Origin of the sequence: Empedobacter sp. UBA1574, from assembly GCF_002322895.1 — a bacterium.
GTDB lineage: Bacteria > Bacteroidota > Bacteroidia > Flavobacteriales > Weeksellaceae > Empedobacter > Empedobacter falsenii_B.
Map to the genome: position 1 here is coordinate 1 of NZ_DCOI01000039.1, position 18,194 is coordinate 18,194.

The following is an 18,194-nucleotide window of genomic DNA, read 5'->3' on the forward strand; positions in this document are numbered from 1 at the left end:
AAGTGGATTTTTTGTATTATAAATTTTATATTTTACTGATGTTGTTGTGCATCAATTACAGCAATGGTAACCATATTCACAATTTCGCGAACAGTACTATCCAATTGTAACAAATGAATTGGTTTTTTCATTCCGATCAAAATTGGTCCAACCGCTTCTATATTTCCTAATTCTTGTAATAATTTATACGAAATATTCGCTGATTCAAGATTTGGAAAAACTAATGTATTCGCATGCGTTCCTGCTAATTTAGAAAATGGAAAATTACTTTGTAATTTCTCTCTGTTTACTGCAAAATTTGCCTGAATATCGCCATCAACTAAAACATCTGGATGATTTTGATGTAGATAATTCACTGCATTCTGAACTTTAGAAACCGTTTCTCCTTTATTTGATCCGAAGTTTGAATAAGATAATAATGCAATCTTTGGTTCAATTTTAAATTTCTTAATTGTTTCGTTAAATTGCAATGTAATGTTAACTAAATCCTCTGAAGTTGGATCTAAATTAACCGTTGTATCACCTAAGAAAACTGGTCCTTTTTCTGTCAACATCATATACATACTCGCAACTTTTTGACCTTGTTCCGCTCCAATTAATTCTAAAGCTGGACGAATCGCTTGCGAATAATTTTTCGTCATTCCCGAAATCATTGCATCTGCATAACCAAACTCAACCATACATGATCCAAAATAATTACGATCTCTCAATAATTTTTTCGCATCAGATTTTGAGATTCCTTTTCGTTGACGTTTCGAATAAATAAAATCAACGAATTGATTGTATCTATCCGAATCTTCTTCAGCATTTGTATCAACAATTTCAACATCTTCCAAATCCAACATATAATCTTTAATCATTTGTTGAATTTTATTTTTCTTTCCTAAAATAATTGGAATAGCGATTTTTTCTTCCTTTACAATTTGCGCTGCACGAAGAATTTCGAAACGATCTCCTTCAGCAAAAACAACACGTTTTGGATTTGATTTTGCCGTTTGTGTCAAATTACGCATAATCGTACTTTCTTTTCCGATTCGCTTAATCAAAGACAATTTATATGCTTCGAAATCTGTAATGATATTTTTAGCAACACCAGTTTCGATCGCCGCTTTTGCAACCGCAGCCGAAACTTCTGGTAACAAACGGGGATCATTAGGTTTTGGAATTATATAATCTTTTCCAAATTTGATCGAATGATTATTGTATGCTTGCGTCACAACTTCAGGAACTGGTTCTTTTGCTAATTCTGCAATTGCTCGAACAGCAGCAATTTTCATTTCCTCATTAATTGTCGTCGAACGAACATCTAACGCTCCTCTAAAAATATACGGAAACCCCAGTACATTATTCACCTGGTTTGGATAATCAGAACGCCCAGTTCCCATAATAATATCTTGACGCGTCGCAACTGCTAAATCGTATGCAATCTCTGGATTTGGATTTGCCATTGCTAACACAATTGGGTTTTCTGCCATTGTATTCAACATATCTGCTGATAAAACATCTGCAGCCGATAAACCGATAAAAACATCTGCATCTTTAACAGCATCTGCCAATGTCGAAATATCACGATCTGTTGCCCATTCAGACTTAGAAGGATCAAGATTATCACGGTCAGAACGGATTACGCCTTTACTGTCTAACATCACGATATTTTCTTTCGTTGCACCAACAGAAATATACATTCCTGTACACGAAATTGCCGCAGCACCAGCTCCGTTTACTACAATTTTAACTTTAGAAATATTTTTTCCTTGTAATTCACATGCATTAATCAACGCTGCACCAGAAATAATAGCTGTTCCGTGTTGATCGTCGTGCATAACTGGGATATTCATTTCAGCTTTCAAACGTTTCTCAATTTCGAAACACTCAGGCGCTTTAATATCCTCTAAATTAATTCCTCCAAAAGTAGGCTCTAAAGCTTTTACCGTATTGATAAATTCATCAACATTTTTTGTATCCAATTCGATATCGAAAACATCAATATCAGCAAAAATTTTGAATAGAAGACCTTTACCTTCCATCACCGGTTTTGAAGCTACCGCACCAATATCTCCCAAGCCTAAAACGGCTGTACCGTTACTAATAACTGCAACCAGATTTCCTTTTGCTGTGTACTTATAAGCATTTTCTGGATCTTTTTCAATCTCTAAACAAGGCTCCGCAACACCTGGTGAATAAGCAAGCGATAAATCACGTTGTGTATTCGTAGGTTTTGTAGGCACTACTGCAATCTTTCCTGGTTGACCCATTGAATGGTAATTCAATGCATCTTTCTTACGATTGTCATTCATTTCTCTGTGGTTTATATTTTTTCAAAATAAATTTAGGTAAAATATATTCAACCCACTTATGACAGATGTTAGATTTTGATATTTTATTAAAATAAATTATCGAGTTATACAATTTTGAAGTTAATAATTATGAGGTTGATAAATTAAAAATTAAATCGAGTGGTAAACATAACTTGAGTTGGTCTCAACTTATAGATAAATCGTTGTTCATAATTGGAAGAAAAACTGTTTTGAGAAAAATATTTTTCATTAAAAAGATTATAAGCAGACAATTCAAAATCTATTTTCTTCTTTTTTAATGAATAACGATACATTAAATCTCCGAAAGTTGAATTTGGATTTAATCTTGAATCATCATTAACATACAAATCAAAATTAAGTTTTATATAATGCTGATCTACAGGAAAAAAATGTAATCCTATTTGGTGGATTTGATTGGTGATTGAACGTGATTCAGATTCCTTTGAAAACTTATTTTTATAATTTGTTAAACCGTATTTATATTCAAAAGTCATCCAACTTAATAATCTGAAAGATGCATCAAAATTAGAAGTTAAAATGGTATTGTGAATTTCGATTAAATCATCATTTAATAATTGATCGTAGGTTGTAAAATTATAACCTCCAGCTAAATTAAATGTTGTCTTAATTTTAGAAAAATATTGACTTATTTTAGCATTAACAGAATGTGTTTTTTGATGATTTTTTAAGTTCAAAGCTTCTAAAACTGTACTTGCATCCGCATTATAGCTGTAATTGTAGATTAAGTTATTTTCTGACCAATTGTACGAATATCCAAAATTGATAAACCTAGATTTTATCGGATTTTTATACTCGAAACGTAAAGAAGAAATCCATTTTTTTACTTCGTTAAAATTTCCGTCATTTTGTTGAATAGAATTGTATCGATACAATATAAATCCTTCGTGCAAACGTGTTAAACTCCCCAAATCATTAGAGAAATTATGCGAGGTTGATACTTTCCAGAATTTTGAAAATTCTAAACCTATATTAAATTTTGGTTCGATGTAAAAACGATTGTATGAAGTTTTATTTCCGAAAGAATTATTCTCTAAATTATACCACTGAAAAGGAATTCCAAAAGAAAAATTAAGTCGATTCTTTCTGTACGAAAAGTTATTTTCTACATACGGATTTAAAGTTGACCAGCGTGTATTGTTAGTAAAAGTAGAATTTATTGGTTGATTATCTGCTAACAAATCACTTTTCATTGTATGATTGGTGTACTTAATTCCAATTTTTGATTGTAGCGTTAAAGCTTTTATTCCTTTTGAAAATTCAGCGAAATTATTTGTCGAAAATTTCTCAAAATTAATTTGTTGAAACACATTTTGATAATCATTTCCGTTGTTTATAAAATCAGTAAAAACTCCAGGAGAAACACTTAAATTCTCGTTATAATTTCTGTATGCAATAACAGAACGCAACGTAATTAATTGTTTACCAACTTTCTTGATTGTATTAAACTGATTGGTAAACTGCCGATTTGGTTGTGTTAATCGTTGTGTAATAAAATTATTATTTTGATTGAGATCTCCTCTCGAACTGTTCCAGTCTCCTTTAAATTCCAAGACATTTTCAAGATAATTTTTAGAACTATTTTGAGATAATGTTGCTTTTAGATTAAGACTTTCTATTTGCAAATAATTTTTTTTGATTTCGTTGAGAAATATATCACCTGTTGGTAAAAAATATTGTGTGTTTGTTTCTCCGAATCGCTTTTGAAAATCGTTGTGATAAGACAAGTTAATTCGTAAATCTAGCTCTTTTTTTAATTTAAAAAGATGATTCCAAGAACCAATATTTATTGCATTATCTAACCAACGTTCGCCATCAAAATTGGGAGTTTGTACACCTGCAATTGATAACCAACTTTCGTTCGAAAATTTTTCAGAGTCATTTAAAAAATCTTCAAGACTTAAGGTTTTTAATTGACGAGAAACATCATTTCCACGATTATTTCCTTGATAAGAACCTATCATTTGTTGCTTTTTTGTGAACAACATTGGTGTAATATTCGCCTGATACAACAATGGTGAAGCGCCAAGACCAACTTCTGCTTTACCAGAATAGGTAATTTTGCTTTTTAATTTGATATTTAATGCGGCTTTAGAGCTATAAACCAAACTGTCTAAAATCTTGATCGGTTGATGATTCTCTAAAATTTGTACTTTATCCACAGCGTCTGCAGAAAGATTTTCGTTTGCTAATGCATATTTTCCGCCCAACAAATCCATTCCTTCGATGTAGTATTTATTGATTGGTTTGCCTTGATACAAGATTCTACCAGAATTTTCGATTTCTATTCCAGGCATTTTTTTGATCACATCTGCTATAGAACGGTCTTTTATATCTTTAAAATTACTGACATCATAGGCAATTGTGTCGCCTTTTTTGCGAATTGGAGATTCTTTTAATTTAACTTCTTTTAACTCGATAGCTTTTTCTTGTAAAGTGAAATCAAAGTTTGTAGACGATTCATTTACCAAATCTGAAGTAAAAGCATAATTCATCGCACGAACCTTAATTTCATAGGTTTCGTGCGATGGATTATCTATTTTGATAGAATATTTACCATCAGATTTTGTAATAAAGTATGCCAACGTTTCGTCCGAAGTACTTGGTGAAATGGTAACATTAGCACCAGAAATAGGTTTTCCTTCTTCATTTTTAACAACACCAGAAATAGTAAGTTGTGCAAAAATAAAGTGTGAGATTAGAGTAAATAATAGTGTTAATTGATATCTCAAATTGATAATGATATTTTATAGGTATAGCATTAAATCTTTAATTATAAATCTATATTTTTGATTTTTTAAAAACTCTCTTATTTTTGTTTTTTTATCTTCGGAAACTTGTATTCCAGCGCTTTCAATTGAAATAGTTGGGTCCATGAAGTCCTGATTTATGATATTATTAAATTCTTTATTTGAAAGTTTAATTGCTTTTTTAATTCTTTTAGCTAAAATTTCTTTGTTTTGATTATTAACATCGTATTTATATTGGGATAAAGTCCAGTTGTAATTATTTTCTACATCATATAATTCTACAATTAGTCCTGGTAAATTTTTGAAAATAAATGGACCATCGTTAATGGGAATATTATCATTATACCAAGCAATCCACTGACGCCCTAAGTAAGTAGTAGTAGCTTTTTTTAATTCAATATTATTTTTATGCTTTTCATCTTTTAAATTCCATATGATATCAGGAAAACTTAATTCTGTTTCATAATTGATTGTTCCTAATTTAGAATTAAGAATCATTGTATTTGAAGCTTTCTCGTAGATGATAGTGGTTAGTTTAGAATTAGGAATTTGACCTAATTTACTCCAAGTTGTTTGAGGATTCTCGTTATTGAGATTAGCTAAATACTCAATTTCATTAATGTTGTAAGTATTTTTAGAAACATAATATCTATCGATATCGTTTCTTAAAACAAATATATCTTCTTCAATTATATTATTAGGATGTAAACTGTCATATTTATATGTGTAATTATATACAAATTCATATGATTGACATAAAGAGATAATTGGTATTAATAATAATATATATAATAGCTTTTTCATGGTATCGATAAATGTAGATAACTAAATAATATTTATTTAATTATCTACATAATTTATTAGATTATTTTTGCAGGTGGAATAGATTCTATTAATTTTTCCATTTCACATAGCTTTTTATCTGCTTCATTTATTGCTGCTAAATCCCAAGTTGCGTCTTTATCTTTGCAAGCCATTATATAACCTCCACATTCTGTACTTGATTTAAATAAATCACATTCTTTTTCTACAACTGTAGTAGTGTTAGTTTCATTTGCCATTGCAAAAGTTCCGATAAGTGCAAAAGCACTTGTTAATAACATTTTTTTCATTTTTTAAGTAATTTAGTTTTTTAATAATCAATCATAGTTTGCAACCTACAATTGCCTCATTAACGTTAATTACATCAATAATAATAATAATAAATGAATAAAACAAATCGTTTTGTAAGTTAAGTAATTAAAAACAAATAGAATATGTTAAATTCTTACTCCAATTCAATAGGGTTATAAGGCATTCCACCCAAATTGGTTATAGGTTTCTTATTTTCGTCAAGAGCATATCCTTTTAACCTTTCAGCTGCATTTTCATGATAATCTTTTTCGGCTTTATAGAATTCTGTTTTTTTAACCTCTATAGGTGTTTTTTCACCTTGTGCTAAATAGATTTGTTTAGGTTTTTGGTTGATAGCGTTTGCTGTAAAATGATAATGTTCTTTATCATCATAAATTTCTAAAATAAGACCAGGCAAACCATAAAATTTATACGGACCAGCATTCATTGGGATTTCGTCTGTGTACCAAGCCGTCCATTTTCTACCACCGTAGTTTACAGTCGCTTTTTTTGCAGTATAATTCAATATTTGTTTGATGTCATTCAGTAGTTTCCAATCCAATTTTGGTAACGTTTCTTTATAAAAAAATGAATCGTGATAAATTTTATCTGCAAAAGTCAATTGATCTTTTTCTTTATCGATAATAATTTGATATCTAAAGGCAGATTTGAAACGTTGAGCCATACTAATATTAATATCATTTGCATTAACTGTTCCCAAATGACTATGTTTTTCGTCTATAGAATCTGATCCAATTCTATTGTAATCGACGAATTTATTGTAACGTTTACCAATTTGTAGAAGTGCTAAACCAGCTTTCGCTTTTTCCGGGTTTTTTATATTACGAACAACTTTGTAATCGTAAGTTATATTGTAATCAGATAACTCGAAATTTGTTTGGGAGTAATTAGAAGAATTGAATGTCGCGTCAGTTTTTATTTGTGGCTGTGCATATACAATGCAACCAATAAAAATGATAAAATAGTATAGTAATTTCATTATAAGGTTGTTAATTATGATGAAATTACTATAAATATTTTTATTCTACAAATATAGTATTAATTTATTTTTAAATTATTTACCACGTCAACCAACTTTTTAGTTAAGTTTTTACGGTTGAATTGTTGAACTTCGTCTTCGTTTGTTTCAAATTTTTGAAGAGGATTTCTTAACCATTGGTTATAAATAGAAAGGATGAAAGATTTTATTTCAGTAACATCTTGATGGCTAAAATAATCGCCAGCTTTCGTTTTATGCAGTATTTTTTGAACATCAGCCTCAGCTGGTCCAATTGCTAAAATAGGATTTCCAGTCGCCATATATTCAAATAACTTTCCAGGAATAATTCCTTTAGATGCAACATTATCAAAGTTGGTCAAAATCAAAACATTTGCTGTATTAATAGCGTTCAATGACTCTTGATGTGAAACGTAACCATGTGCAACCAAGTTTTTCTCTAAACCTGCATCAATCACTGTTTGTTTGACGTCATCAGCTAAAGAACCATAAAAATTAAGTTTTAAATCTTCTTTGAATGATTGATTTTCGGAAGTTAATTCAGCTAAAGCTTTCCACAATGCAACAGGATTTCGAAGCATTTCCAAACCTCCAGAATACGTCAAATGAAAGTGATTTTGATCTTTTTCTGTTTGTTGTTTTACTTCTTCAAAACCATTTGTAATTACTTCTACATGTTTTGCACCAATCTTCTTGAAATTTTCTCCATCAGCATAACTTGTTGCTAAAACAACATCTGCTTTTTGCATTACTTCACGCTCTAAATCTTCGTGTTTTTTTGCAGCCCAAAAAGTTAATTTCAATTCTTTGTGATAACTAATTTGAGTCCATGGATCACGAAAATCTGCCAACCATTTGAGATTTGGTAATTGTTTTTTCAATTTCAAACCGATTAAATGTAAGCTATGAGGCGGACCAGAAGTTACAATCGTATCTATATTTTCTTTCTGTAAAAAGTCTTTTAAATATTCTGCAGAAGGATTTACCCAAAACTTGCGCGCATCTGGAATAAAGAAATTTCCACGCACAAAAACTGACAATCTCGACATGAAAGATTGATTTTCTTTCTTTTCGAAATGTCCACCTTTATAAGCTTTATTCTTTGGATTCAGTTTTTCTGCTAACTGATAAGGTTCCCAAATTTTATTCTTGATGATTTTAACTTTTGGATTAATGTCCTTGGCTAAAGTTTCATCGAGAATTGGATAAGAAGGATTTTCTGGAATATAAACATAGGTTTCATATCCAAATTCAGGAAGATATTTTGTGAATTTCAACCATCTTTGAACACCAGGACCTCCCGCAGGAGGCCAGTAATAGGTGATGATTAATATTTTTTTCATTCCAAAATTAAGCCTTTTCAGCGACTAAGTTTAAATTCTCTTTTATAGAACATTTTTTATATCCCAAATAAATACCTCCAGCCACAACGATTAAAAGTAAAATATTCGAAACTATCACAATCATATTTCCAGTAGAAATAACTTGTGGTTTAAATTCCATCACGATTGTATGATTTCCTTTTTGTACAGGAACTGCACGCAAAACATAATTCGCTTTTTCGATCGGAACTTCTTTTCCATCAACCGTTGCAATCCAACCGTGCGGATAATAAACTTCTGAGAAAACAGCAATTTGATCTGTATTAGAAGAAGATTTATACGTCATCTTCATTAGTGAATAATCAACCAATTCAATTTTCGCATTAGTATCTGCCGAAACATTCATGTTTTTATTCTCAACCAAATCTTTACGTAAAATTACCGTGTTATTAATTGGAGTAGAATTTATCGCTAAAATTTCATCATTTGCATTTTCTGTCCATTTGATATTTGAGGCTAACCAAACACTTCCCAAAGCTGTAGGATTTTGCTGTACTTGCGGCTCCGTTGGACTTCCATGAATAATGTATTTCGTATTCATCATATTCAATACATTAATCAAACCTGTTTCATCTTTGATTCCATATTTTTTCAATTGCGGATCTTGAGAAAAATAGATATCCACAACATCTTGGTATTTTCCTAATTTCGCCGCATGATAACCACCAATTGAAGGAACAAAATATGAAGTTCCAGCTTCATTAAATGTACTCAAAACCGTATTGTACACACGGAAATGTGATTTATCTTGTTTTGAAATATTTAATAATAAATTATTCAATGGAACTTTGTAAGCAATTTGCGCTACATTATTGTTGTTCTCTGCTTCAGTTTGTAAACGAGGCGACATTTCAGTTGGGAAAGGATTATCAACAATGTATTTAGATACAAAATTATCTTCGTTCAAATATCTTTTATTCACCGTAAATCCGTCAATAAAAGCCAATGCACCAATCGCTAAAATGACGATAATTGGTTTTTTGATAAACTTGAATAAATAAGCCAACAACAAAGCCATTGTGAACAAAACAAAAATCAATGTGCGAACTGTATCCGCTTTAAACATAGAAATTCTATCTTGAATTAATGCTTCATCTAATCGTTTTATTAATCCATCCCAAAGTCCGATTGCATTTGGATTTGCTTGCTGAATTTGTCCGATTAATTGTTCAGTCATTAATTTTTCATTCTCTGATGTAAATGGAAAAATCATTCCACCGAATAAGAAGAAAATAATTAGAATTCCGACTGTAGAACCACCAGCTATATAAAGTACTTTCTTTTTGAATTCATCTGATTCGTCAGAATTAAAGAAATAATATAAAGTCAAAATTGCTAAGAAAGGCATTGTAAATTCGGCAATTACCAAGATTGATGATACAGCGCGGAACTTATCATACATCGGGAAATAATCAATGAATAAGTTGGTAACGAATGGTAAATTTTTACCCCAAGCCAAAATGAAACTTAGAATCGTTGCTCCAACTAACCATTTTTTATAGGTCGCGTATTTTCCACGTACCATAAACATTCCGATAATAAACAAGAAAACGACTACAGCTCCCTGATATGCAGGTCCGGAAGTTCCTGGCTGATCTCCCCAATATGCACTTCTCGGTTGACTTGCCACAGCTTGAAAAACTTGCTGATTGAACTCGTCTTCACCAAGGCTATATTGAGTATTTTGTAATTCTGATGTATAATTCTTTAAATCTTCTGGATTCGTTTGCGAACCACCACCCATCAAATTTGGAATAAAAAGATTTAATGTTTCTAATTTTCCATAACTCCATTGTGTGATATAATCGTGATCTAATCCGTTCGAATTCTTTTTCAACAAGGTCATCTCAGATTTTCCACGAGTTGTTTCTTTACTGTATTCGTAAGTTGACAATAATCGATTTGCATTCAATCCTGCTGCAATAATTAAAGCGACAACTACTAATGCAGATGATTTTAAGAAATCTGGTAATTCTTTTTTCTTTAAACTATCAATAAATTGAACAATTGCAAAAACCAACATCGCTAAAAACAAATAGAACGTCATTTGAATGTGATTGGCTTGTAATTGCAATCCCATAAACAAGGTTGTAAGTACAAAACCTGCAATGTATTTTTTACGATACAATAAAAGAATTCCGGCAACAAAAGGCGCGAAATAACCAATTGTATGGAGCTTTCCGTTATGCCCTGCTGCAATCAGCTCAAAATAATACGAACTAAAAGCAAAGAAAATTGCACCAACTAAAGCATATTGCCATTTTTTGAAAAGCGTTAAGCCAAGAATAAAAAATCCTGTAAATAACAAGAAAATATAATCTGCTGGACGTGGTAAAAATCTGAAAACACCATCTATCGTTTTGATAATATCAAAATCATATTTTGCTCCAGTTTGATAGGTTGGCATTCCACCAAACATCGCATCAGACCAATAGACATTTTCTCCTGTTTTGTCTTGATACGTCAACATTTCTTGCGCACTACCCCTGTAGTTGATAATATCAGGTTGAATAACAGATTTTCCCGATAAAACTGGTGAACAATACACCAATGCAATCACTGCAAAAAGCAGCAATGAGATAAGAACGTAGAGTAAATTCTTTTTATTTTTCATCCTTTTTTTCTTCGATTATTTCGTAATCCACCGTTTCGGCGTCTATATTATATTTCGGTTTGTCGAAAGATGTGTTTGGTTTCGATTCGTTGTACGAATCATTTGAGTTTTGGTTCTGATTATAAGCATTTCTTTGCTGATTAATTGCTTCTTGAAAAACTTTTTTCACTGCAAATACTTTTCTTAAAAATCTAAAAATAGTTAAGAAAATAATACTTAAAATTATAATCCAAATAATTGTTTTCATTTTAGTTAACTGTTGTGACAGTTGTAACCGACTCAGTCATCGTTTGTTTTTGACCTTGCGCTTCTACTGTACGTTTTAATGTTTCCTTTTTCGTTAAATTAACTTTGTTGATCCAACCAGATTTAGTGTCCAACAAAATTTTTCCATCTACATTCGCACTACTATTCGCAGACATTGTAACACCTTGTTGCGACTCATTACCTTTCAAACTTTGCGTTCCATTTACAGTAATTGTCGTATTTGCAGGCTCAACACTTGCTAAAGTTCTTTTCATCGAAATATTTCCTTTCATTGGACCTTGATCAATTTTTTGACTATCGCTCCAAGATTCTTTAAGCGCTAAAGTTTTGTTAGGGAAAATATTCATCGTTTCTTCAAATTGAGAAGAAATTGCTTGTTTGTTTAATGAATTGTCGATAATCTGTGTAAAGAATTTAAACTCTTCTGCTGAAACTTGTTTCTTCACAGAGTTAAGAATTGAAGTTTTGATTCCTTCTAATCCATCAACGCTTACAACTTTTCCTTTCTGATCAACTTTCATTGTATACGTTTTTCCTGTCATAGCTTTGTAAATCGACCAAGAAACCGCAATATCTTTGTTCGCTGGTTTTGCAGCATTTGTGTCATACGAAATTGATTTTCCCGAAGGATCTGTCATTTTCTCGCTATATTGTTTAGATTTCACTTCTAATGTATACACACCATCTTTGAAATCTTTTACCGTATAATCAATTTGTTTTTTACTTTCACTTGACATTTTTTGAGATTGTTTCCCGTCCGAAGCCGTGTGAGTTGTTTTAATTCCCAACGTCATTGGATAAGTCTTTCCTATCTCCAAATTGTATTTGTATGCATATTTGTCATCTGCACCTTTTGTTATTGCAACAACTTCTGTTTCAGCAGGCGTTTCAGCGATTTTCAAAGAATCTGTTGTTTCTATTTTGGCAACTGTATCACCTTTTTCGTTCACAATTAATTCTTTTCCATCTTTATCTTTTCCTACGACTTTATCATCTTTTTTACATGAAACAACTGCCATTGCGACAGCCATCATGAATAGTAATTTTTTCATATCAATTTTATGTTTGATAATTGGTTTATTGCCAAAATCAATCCAAAAATAAGGATTTTAGTTGATTTTTTAACATTAAGATTTTAAAACAATCATATCTAGAAAATTAGATGATTGAAAAGAATTTATTGTCAATCTAGAAAATTATAAAGTATTACAAATTGTCATAATTAATAAATACAAAAAAAGCCTCCCAATTTGGGAGGCTTTTTACTATATAATCGAATAGATTATGCTTCTTCTGTACTTTCAGTTTCAGCAGCTGGTGCAGCTTCTTCTGTTTTAGTACTTTTTTTACTACGACGTGTAGTTGCTTTTTTCTCTACTTTCGCGTTAGTGTAGATATCATTGAAATCTACTAACTCGATCATTGCAGTATCAGCACCGTCACCTAAACGGAATCCAGTTTTGATGATACGAGTGTATCCTCCTGGGCGATTTGCAATTTTAGGAGCTACAGTTCTGAATAATTCAGTTACAGCTTCTTTATCTTGTAAGTATGAAAATACAACGCGACGGTTGTTAGTATCGTCTGTTTTAGACTTTGTCAATAAAGGCTCAACATATGTTTGTAATGCTTTAGCCTTTGCTACTGTTGTGTTAATTCTCTTGTGAGTAATCAACGCTATAGCTAAATTAGATAATAAAGCTCTTCTATGAGAGGCAGTTCTACCTAAATGGTTAAATTTTTTTCCGTGTCTCATTTTTTAATAAAATTATTCTACGTCTAACTTATATTTTACGATGTCCATTCCAAAGTTAAGACCTTTGCTGTCCACCAATTCTTCTAACTCTGTAAGAGATTTCTTACCAAAGTTTCTGAATTTCATTAAGTCAGACTTAGCGAAAGAAACTAATTCGCCTAATGTTTCAACTTCAGCTGCTTTTAAACAATTTAATGCTCTTACTGATAAATCCATATCTACCAATTTTGTTTTCAATAATTGGCGCATATGTAATGCTTCTTCATCATAAGTTTCACCAGATGCAACTTCTTCCGCTTCTAATGTTATTCTCTCATCTGAGAATAACATAAAGTGGTGAATTAAGATTTTAGCTGCTTCAGTTAAAGCATCTTGAGGTGTTATAGAACCATCTGTTGTAATTTCAAAAACTAATTTTTCGTAGTCAGTTTTTTGTTCTACACGATAGTTTTCAATTGCGTATTTTACATTCTTAATTGGAGTGTAAATTGAGTCAATTGCTATAGTACCGATTGGCGCAGAAGCCTTTTTATTCTCATCAGCTGGTACGTATCCTCTACCTTTTTCGATTGTAAATGTAATTGTTACGTTTACTTTAGCGTCTAAGTTAGCGATAACTAATTCAGGGTTTAAAACTTGGAATCCAGAAATAAATTTCCCTAAATCACCTGCTGTTAATTGATCTTGCCCTGAGATAGTAGCAGTTACAGTTTCAGCATCTGATTCATCAATTTGTTTCTTAAAACGAACCTTTTTCAGATTTAAAATGATCTCTGTAACATCTTCCACTACTCCTGGAATAGTTGAAAATTCGTGCTCAACTCCTTCAATTTTGATTGAAGTGATCGCATATCCTTCTAATGAAGAAAGTAACACTCTACGTAGAGCATTTCCAACTGTAATCCCGTATCCTGGCTCTAATGGACGGAACTCAAATTGTCCGAATTTAGAGTCAGACTCTACTAAGATTACTTTGTCAGGTTTGATGAAATTTAAAATAGTCATTTTATTAGTCTGATTTTAAGGTTTATTTAGAATATAACTCGACGATTAATTGCTCTTTAATATCTTCTGGAATTTGAACTCTTTCTGGAGCTTTTGTGAAAGTTCCTGATTTTTGTTCGTCGTTCCAAATTAACCAATCGTACTCGCTACGTGCGTGTAAAGAGTTTGTGATTGCAGCTAAAGATTTAGATTTTTCTCTAACAGCGATTACATCACCAGCTTTTAATTGGTAAGAAGGGATGTTCACGATTTCTCCGTTTACAGTTACGTGTTTGTGAGATACTAATTGACGTGCAGCACTACGTGAGTTTGCGATACCTAAACGGTAAACTACGTTATCTAAACGAGATTCACATAATTGTAATAATACTTCACCTGTAATTCCTTTAGAAGCATTTGCTTTTTTGTATAAGTTAGCAAATTGACGCTCTAAAATACCGTAAGTATATTTTGCTTTTTGTTTTTCAGTTAACTGAATAGCGTATTCTGATTTTTTAGCTCTTCTTTTGTTAGGTCCGTGTTGCCCTGGAGGATATTTCTTTTTCTCAAAAGATTTATCGTCACCGAAAATTGGTTGTCCAAATTTTCTTGCAATTTTAGTTTTTGGTCCTGTATATCTTGCCATGATTTGTTACTATTAAATATATTAAATAATTAAATTGAGAAAAATGATTATACTCTTCTCTTTTTAGGTGGACGACATCCATTGTGTGGTAATGGAGTAACATCAACGATTTCAGAAACCTCGATACCACCGTTATGAATTGTTCTAATAGCAGATTCACGACCTTGACCTGGTCCTTTCACGAATACTTTTACTCTTCTTAATCCTGCTTCGTATGCAACTGTTGTTGCATCTTGAGCAGCTACTTGAGCAGCGTAAGGAGTGTTCTTTTTAGATCCACGGAATCCCATTTTACCTGCTGAAGACCAAGAGATAACTTCACCGTTTTTGTTTGTTAAAGTAACGATAACATTGTTAAACGATGCTTGAATATGAGCTTGTCCAGTAGCTTCAATAACTACTTTTCTTTTCTTTACTACTTTCTGATTTTTTGCCATGATCCTATTTATTATTTAGTGGCTTTTTTCTTGTTAGCAACTGTTTTCTTTTTACCTTTTCTTGTACGTGAGTTATTTTTTGTTCTTTGACCACGTAATGGTAAACCTAATCTGTGACGAATACCTCTTTGACATCCGATATCCATTAAACGTTTAATGTTTAATTGGATTTCTGATCTTAATTCACCTTCTACTTTGAAAGTTTCATTGATCGATGCACGGATTGCGTTGATTTCTTCATCAGTCCATTCGCTAACTTTTGTATCTTCTGAAATATTATTTTCAGCTAAGATTTTAGAAGCACTGCTTCTTCCGATCCCGTAAATGTATGTAAGTCCGATTACCCCTCTTTTGTTTTTAGGTAAATCTACACCTGAAATTCTTGCCATAATTCTAAATAATTAACCTTGTCTTTGTTTAAACTTAGGATTCTTTTTGTTGATCACATACAAACGTCCTTTACGACGCACAATTTTACAGTCAGCACTTCTCTTTTTAATGGATGCTCTAATTTTCATCTTTGTAAATTTATTTATAATCCGATAGAGTTAACGTATCTACATTAACTCTATCACCAGTCGTTATTATTTCTTTTAGTATCTGTAAGATATTCTACCTTTCGTTAAATCGTAAGGAGACATCTCTATTTTAACTCTATCACCTGGTAATAATTTGATATAGTGCATACGCATTTTACCAGATATGTTACATGTTACAACATGTCCATTTTCTAATTCGACACGGAACATTGCATTTGATAATGCTTCTGTAATCGTACCGTCTTGTTCAATATGTTTTTGTTTAGCCATAAATCTTTTTAATAAAATCTTATTAGATATCTCTTGAAGTTCTACCTGAAGACATTAAACCATCGTAACGGTGATTTAATAAATATGTATTAATTTGTTGTACAGTATCTAAGATAACTCCCACCATAATTAACATTGATGTACCTCCAAAGAACATTGCTAAGCTCTGTTCTACACCTAATAATTTTACAATCGCTGGCAAAACAGCAAGCAAAGTTAGTAAAATTGCTCCAGGTAACGTAATTTTTGATAAAATTTCGTCTAAAAAATTTGCAGTTTCTTTTCCAGGACGGATTCCAGGGATGATTCCTCCGTTACGTTTAAGATCTTCTGCCATTTGGTTTACTGGGATTGTGATTGCAGTATAGAAATATGTGAAGATAATAATTAGTAATCCGAAGATCAAATTGTATTCCCACGTAAATGGATCTGCCATTTTCGCGAAGAATGCTTTTACTGGACTTCCTTCGTCTAAGAAATAGTTTGCCAATGTTCCTGGTAAAAACATAATTGCTTGTGCGAAGATAATAGGCATTACACCTGCTGCATTTACTTTAAGTGGAATATATGAACGTACAGAGTCTGTAACTGATCTCATATATGAACTACTTGAAGTTTGCGCTCTTCTTACATATTGTACTGGTACTTTACGCACCGCTGCAACAATCATAATACACATTGCAATAACTAGGATTAACCCTAACATTTCTATCAAGAAGAAAATACCGTTTGAAGGGTCAACTTCAAATGCATTAAATATTGCTTTTGGTAAGTCGGCTAGGATACCAACCATAATTAAGATTGAAATACCGTTACCTATACCTTTGTCAGTAATTTTTTCTCCCATCCACATGGCAAAGATTGTCCCTGTAATCAAAATGATTGTTGAAGGGAACCAGAACCAAAAGTTGGTTGGAGGAATTACATAGATAGCATATGATGAAGTTGGATCGTAAGGTAAAATTTGAGAAGTTACTAATGTAAGGTATGCTGGTGCTTGCACCAAACAAATCCCGATTGTTAACCATCTCGTAATTTGGTTTACTTTGTTACGTCCGCTTTCTCCTTCTTTTTGTAGTTTTTGGATGTAAGGTACTGCTAATCCCATCAATTGTATAACAATCGAAGCAGAGATATAAGGCATAATTCCTAACGCAAATACGGAAGCTCTCTTAAAAGAACCTCCGGTAAAAGAGTTTAATAATCCTAAAATTCCTGAATTTGCATTTTCTTGGTCTGCAACAAAACGATTAACCTCGTTAATATCGACACCTGGAAGTGGAATATGAGAACCGAATCTATAAACCAACAATAGAAGGATAGTTACAAGTAACTTATCCTTCAATTCTTTTATGCTCCAGATATTTTTTATGGTCTGTATAAACCCTTTCATCTATAAAATATATTCTTAAGCGTTAACTAATTCTACTTTACCTCCTGCATTCACAATAGCTTCTTGAGCTGTTTGAGTGAATTTATCAGCAGTAACATTAACAGTTGCTTTTAACTCTCCACGACCTAAAATTTTCACTAAGTCATTTTTGTGAGCTAATCCTAACTGAACTAATGTTTCTTTATTTAAAGTATCTGTAATTTTGTTGTTATCAACTAATTGTTGAATTGTATCTAAATTGATTCCTGTGTACTCAACTCTGTTGATGTTTTTGAAACCAAATTTAGGTAAACGTCTTTGTAAAGGCATTTGTCCACCTTCGAAACCGATTTTTCTTGAATAACCAGAACGAGATTTAGCACCTTTGTGTCCACGACCTGCTGTCAAACCGTTTCCACTACCTTCACCTCTACCTTTACGGAATTTATTTTGTACTGAACCAGCAGCTGGTTTTAAATTACTTAAATTCATTTTTAATAATTTTTAAAAGGTTAAAAGCGATTAAGCTCTTTCTACTACTACTAAGTGTGAGATTTTACGGATCATTCCTTCAATTTGAGGAGTTGATTCGTGCTCAACAACTTGATTCAACTTTTTTAAACCTAAAGCAACTAATGTAGCTTTTTGAGATTTATCACGGTTGATTGCACTACGTGTTTGTTTTACTCTTACTTTGCTCATTTTACTTT

General features: G+C 31.9%; 19 protein-coding genes. All 19 read right to left on the reverse strand.

The genetic code is table 11. The annotated features are described in order from the left end of the window. Window positions 1-32 precede the first annotated feature (32 nt). The 19 genes from B3578_RS13120 to rpmD all read right to left on the reverse strand — a co-directional run bounded on the left by B3578_RS13120 (window position 33) and on the right by rpmD (window position 18,186). The gene (locus B3578_RS13120) at window positions 33-2,297 is read right to left on the reverse strand and encodes an NADP-dependent malic enzyme (RefSeq protein ID WP_291049321.1); all 2,265 of its coding nucleotides are present in this window, start codon (window positions 2,295-2,297) and stop codon (window positions 33-35) included. A gap of 143 nt (window positions 2,298-2,440) precedes the next feature. Further along, window positions 2,441-5,068, reverse strand: a complete 2,628-nt coding sequence (locus B3578_RS13125) for a carboxypeptidase regulatory-like domain-containing protein (RefSeq protein ID WP_291049323.1) — start codon at window positions 5,066-5,068, stop codon at window positions 2,441-2,443. Window positions 5,069-5,083: 15 nt separating this feature from the next. Continuing rightward, on the reverse strand, window positions 5,084-5,890 hold the full coding sequence (locus B3578_RS13130; RefSeq protein WP_291049324.1) for a GLPGLI family protein: 807 nt from the start codon (window positions 5,888-5,890) through the stop codon (window positions 5,084-5,086). Window positions 5,891-5,946: 56 nt separating this feature from the next. Beyond that, window positions 5,947-6,198 carry a hypothetical protein gene (locus B3578_RS13135; RefSeq protein WP_291049326.1) on the reverse strand — a complete coding sequence of 84 codons (252 nt, stop codon included), beginning with the start codon at window positions 6,196-6,198 and terminating at the stop codon, window positions 5,947-5,949. A 155-nt stretch (window positions 6,199-6,353) separates the two neighbouring features. Further along, entirely contained in the window at window positions 6,354-7,199 is an 846-nt protein-coding gene (locus tag B3578_RS13140) for a GLPGLI family protein (RefSeq protein WP_280051335.1), read from the reverse strand. 59 nt (window positions 7,200-7,258) lie between these two features. After that, window positions 7,259-8,560 (reverse strand): glycosyl transferase family 1, encoded by a 1,302-nt coding sequence (locus B3578_RS13145; protein WP_286495360.1) that lies wholly within the window; start codon window positions 8,558-8,560, stop codon window positions 7,259-7,261. Between the two features lie 7 nt (window positions 8,561-8,567). Next, window positions 8,568-11,213 carry a YfhO family protein gene (locus B3578_RS13150; protein WP_286495359.1) on the reverse strand — a complete coding sequence of 882 codons (2,646 nt, stop codon included), beginning with the start codon at window positions 11,211-11,213 and terminating at the stop codon, window positions 8,568-8,570. Next, complete coding sequence (locus tag B3578_RS13155) at window positions 11,203-11,460, reverse strand: hypothetical protein (RefSeq protein ID WP_286495358.1); 258 nt, start codon at window positions 11,458-11,460, stop codon at window positions 11,203-11,205. Before B3578_RS13155 ends, B3578_RS13150 begins: the two co-directional genes overlap by 11 nt. Before the next feature lies 1 nt (window position 11,461). Next, complete coding sequence (locus tag B3578_RS13160; RefSeq protein ID WP_286495357.1) at window positions 11,462-12,532, reverse strand: DUF6263 family protein; 1,071 nt, start codon at window positions 12,530-12,532, stop codon at window positions 11,462-11,464. Window positions 12,533-12,762: 230 nt separating this feature from the next. Beyond that, window positions 12,763-13,236, reverse strand: coding sequence for a 50S ribosomal protein L17 (gene rplQ, locus B3578_RS13165; protein WP_038335555.1), 474 nt, complete (start codon window positions 13,234-13,236; stop codon window positions 12,763-12,765). Between the two features lie 12 nt (window positions 13,237-13,248). After that, a complete protein-coding gene (locus tag B3578_RS13170; protein WP_038335552.1) occupies window positions 13,249-14,241 on the reverse strand; it encodes a DNA-directed RNA polymerase subunit alpha in 993 nt (330 codons plus the stop codon). Between the two features lie 22 nt (window positions 14,242-14,263). Further along, complete coding sequence (gene rpsD, locus B3578_RS13175) at window positions 14,264-14,866, reverse strand: 30S ribosomal protein S4 (protein ID WP_038335550.1); 603 nt, start codon at window positions 14,864-14,866, stop codon at window positions 14,264-14,266. Window positions 14,867-14,913: 47 nt separating this feature from the next. Beyond that, window positions 14,914-15,303, reverse strand: coding sequence for a 30S ribosomal protein S11 (gene rpsK / locus B3578_RS13180; protein WP_019974178.1), 390 nt, complete (start codon window positions 15,301-15,303; stop codon window positions 14,914-14,916). Between the two features lie 11 nt (window positions 15,304-15,314). Beyond that, window positions 15,315-15,692: a 30S ribosomal protein S13 gene (gene rpsM, locus B3578_RS13185; protein ID WP_038335547.1), complete on the reverse strand. Its 378-nt coding sequence runs from the start codon at window positions 15,690-15,692 to the stop codon at window positions 15,315-15,317. A 12-nt stretch (window positions 15,693-15,704) separates the two neighbouring features. Continuing rightward, entirely contained in the window at window positions 15,705-15,821 is a 117-nt protein-coding gene (ykgO, locus tag B3578_RS13190) for a type B 50S ribosomal protein L36 (RefSeq protein ID WP_013598490.1), read from the reverse strand. A 75-nt stretch (window positions 15,822-15,896) separates the two neighbouring features. Continuing rightward, on the reverse strand, window positions 15,897-16,112 hold the full coding sequence (gene infA, locus B3578_RS13195) for a translation initiation factor IF-1 (RefSeq protein ID WP_019974180.1): 216 nt from the start codon (window positions 16,110-16,112) through the stop codon (window positions 15,897-15,899). A gap of 22 nt (window positions 16,113-16,134) precedes the next feature. Next, on the reverse strand, window positions 16,135-17,505 hold the full coding sequence (gene secY, locus B3578_RS13200; RefSeq protein WP_038335544.1) for a preprotein translocase subunit SecY: 1,371 nt from the start codon (window positions 17,503-17,505) through the stop codon (window positions 16,135-16,137). 15 nt (window positions 17,506-17,520) lie between these two features. Beyond that, a complete protein-coding gene (rplO, locus tag B3578_RS13205) occupies window positions 17,521-17,976 on the reverse strand; it encodes a 50S ribosomal protein L15 (protein WP_114999016.1) in 456 nt (151 codons plus the stop codon). Between the two features lie 30 nt (window positions 17,977-18,006). Then, window positions 18,007-18,186: a 50S ribosomal protein L30 gene (gene rpmD, locus B3578_RS13210; protein ID WP_038335538.1), complete on the reverse strand. Its 180-nt coding sequence runs from the start codon at window positions 18,184-18,186 to the stop codon at window positions 18,007-18,009. Window positions 18,187-18,194: the final 8 nt, after the last annotated feature.

Bases quoted from the DNA above. Each gene is read 5' to 3' on its own strand.
- rplQ (WP_038335555.1), bottom strand. From the start codon at position 13,236: ATGAGACACGGAAAAAAATTTAACCATTTAGGTAGAACTGCCTCTCAT.
- rpsK (WP_019974178.1), bottom strand. From the start codon at position 15,303: ATGGCAAAAAATCAGAAAGTAGTAAAGAAAAGAAAAGTAGTTATTGAA.
- B3578_RS13140 (WP_280051335.1), bottom strand. From the start codon at position 7,199: ATGAAATTACTATACTATTTTATCATTTTTATTGGTTGCATTGTATAT.
- secY (WP_038335544.1), bottom strand. From the start codon at position 17,505: ATGAAAGGGTTTATACAGACCATAAAAAATATCTGGAGCATAAAAGAA.
- infA (WP_019974180.1), bottom strand. From the start codon at position 16,112: ATGGCTAAACAAAAACATATTGAACAAGACGGTACGATTACAGAAGCA.
- ykgO (WP_013598490.1), bottom strand. From the start codon at position 15,821: ATGAAAATTAGAGCATCCATTAAAAAGAGAAGTGCTGACTGTAAAATT.
- rpmD (WP_038335538.1), bottom strand. From the start codon at position 18,186: ATGAGCAAAGTAAGAGTAAAACAAACACGTAGTGCAATCAACCGTGAT.
- B3578_RS13135 (WP_291049326.1), bottom strand. From the start codon at position 6,198: ATGAAAAAAATGTTATTAACAAGTGCTTTTGCACTTATCGGAACTTTT.
- B3578_RS13170 (WP_038335552.1), bottom strand. From the start codon at position 14,241: ATGACTATTTTAAATTTCATCAAACCTGACAAAGTAATCTTAGTAGAG.
- rpsM (WP_038335547.1), bottom strand. From the start codon at position 15,692: ATGGCAAGAATTTCAGGTGTAGATTTACCTAAAAACAAAAGAGGGGTA.
- rplO (WP_114999016.1), bottom strand. From the start codon at position 17,976: ATGAATTTAAGTAATTTAAAACCAGCTGCTGGTTCAGTACAAAATAAA.
- B3578_RS13145 (WP_286495360.1), bottom strand. From the start codon at position 8,560: ATGAAAAAAATATTAATCATCACCTATTACTGGCCTCCTGCGGGAGGT.
- B3578_RS13150 (WP_286495359.1), bottom strand. From the start codon at position 11,213: ATGAAAAATAAAAAGAATTTACTCTACGTTCTTATCTCATTGCTGCTT.
- B3578_RS13120 (WP_291049321.1), bottom strand. From the start codon at position 2,297: ATGAATGACAATCGTAAGAAAGATGCATTGAATTACCATTCAATGGGT.
- rpsD (WP_038335550.1), bottom strand. From the start codon at position 14,866: ATGGCAAGATATACAGGACCAAAAACTAAAATTGCAAGAAAATTTGGA.
- B3578_RS13130 (WP_291049324.1), bottom strand. From the start codon at position 5,890: ATGAAAAAGCTATTATATATATTATTATTAATACCAATTATCTCTTTA.
- B3578_RS13160 (WP_286495357.1), bottom strand. From the start codon at position 12,532: ATGAAAAAATTACTATTCATGATGGCTGTCGCAATGGCAGTTGTTTCA.
- B3578_RS13155 (WP_286495358.1), bottom strand. From the start codon at position 11,460: ATGAAAACAATTATTTGGATTATAATTTTAAGTATTATTTTCTTAACT.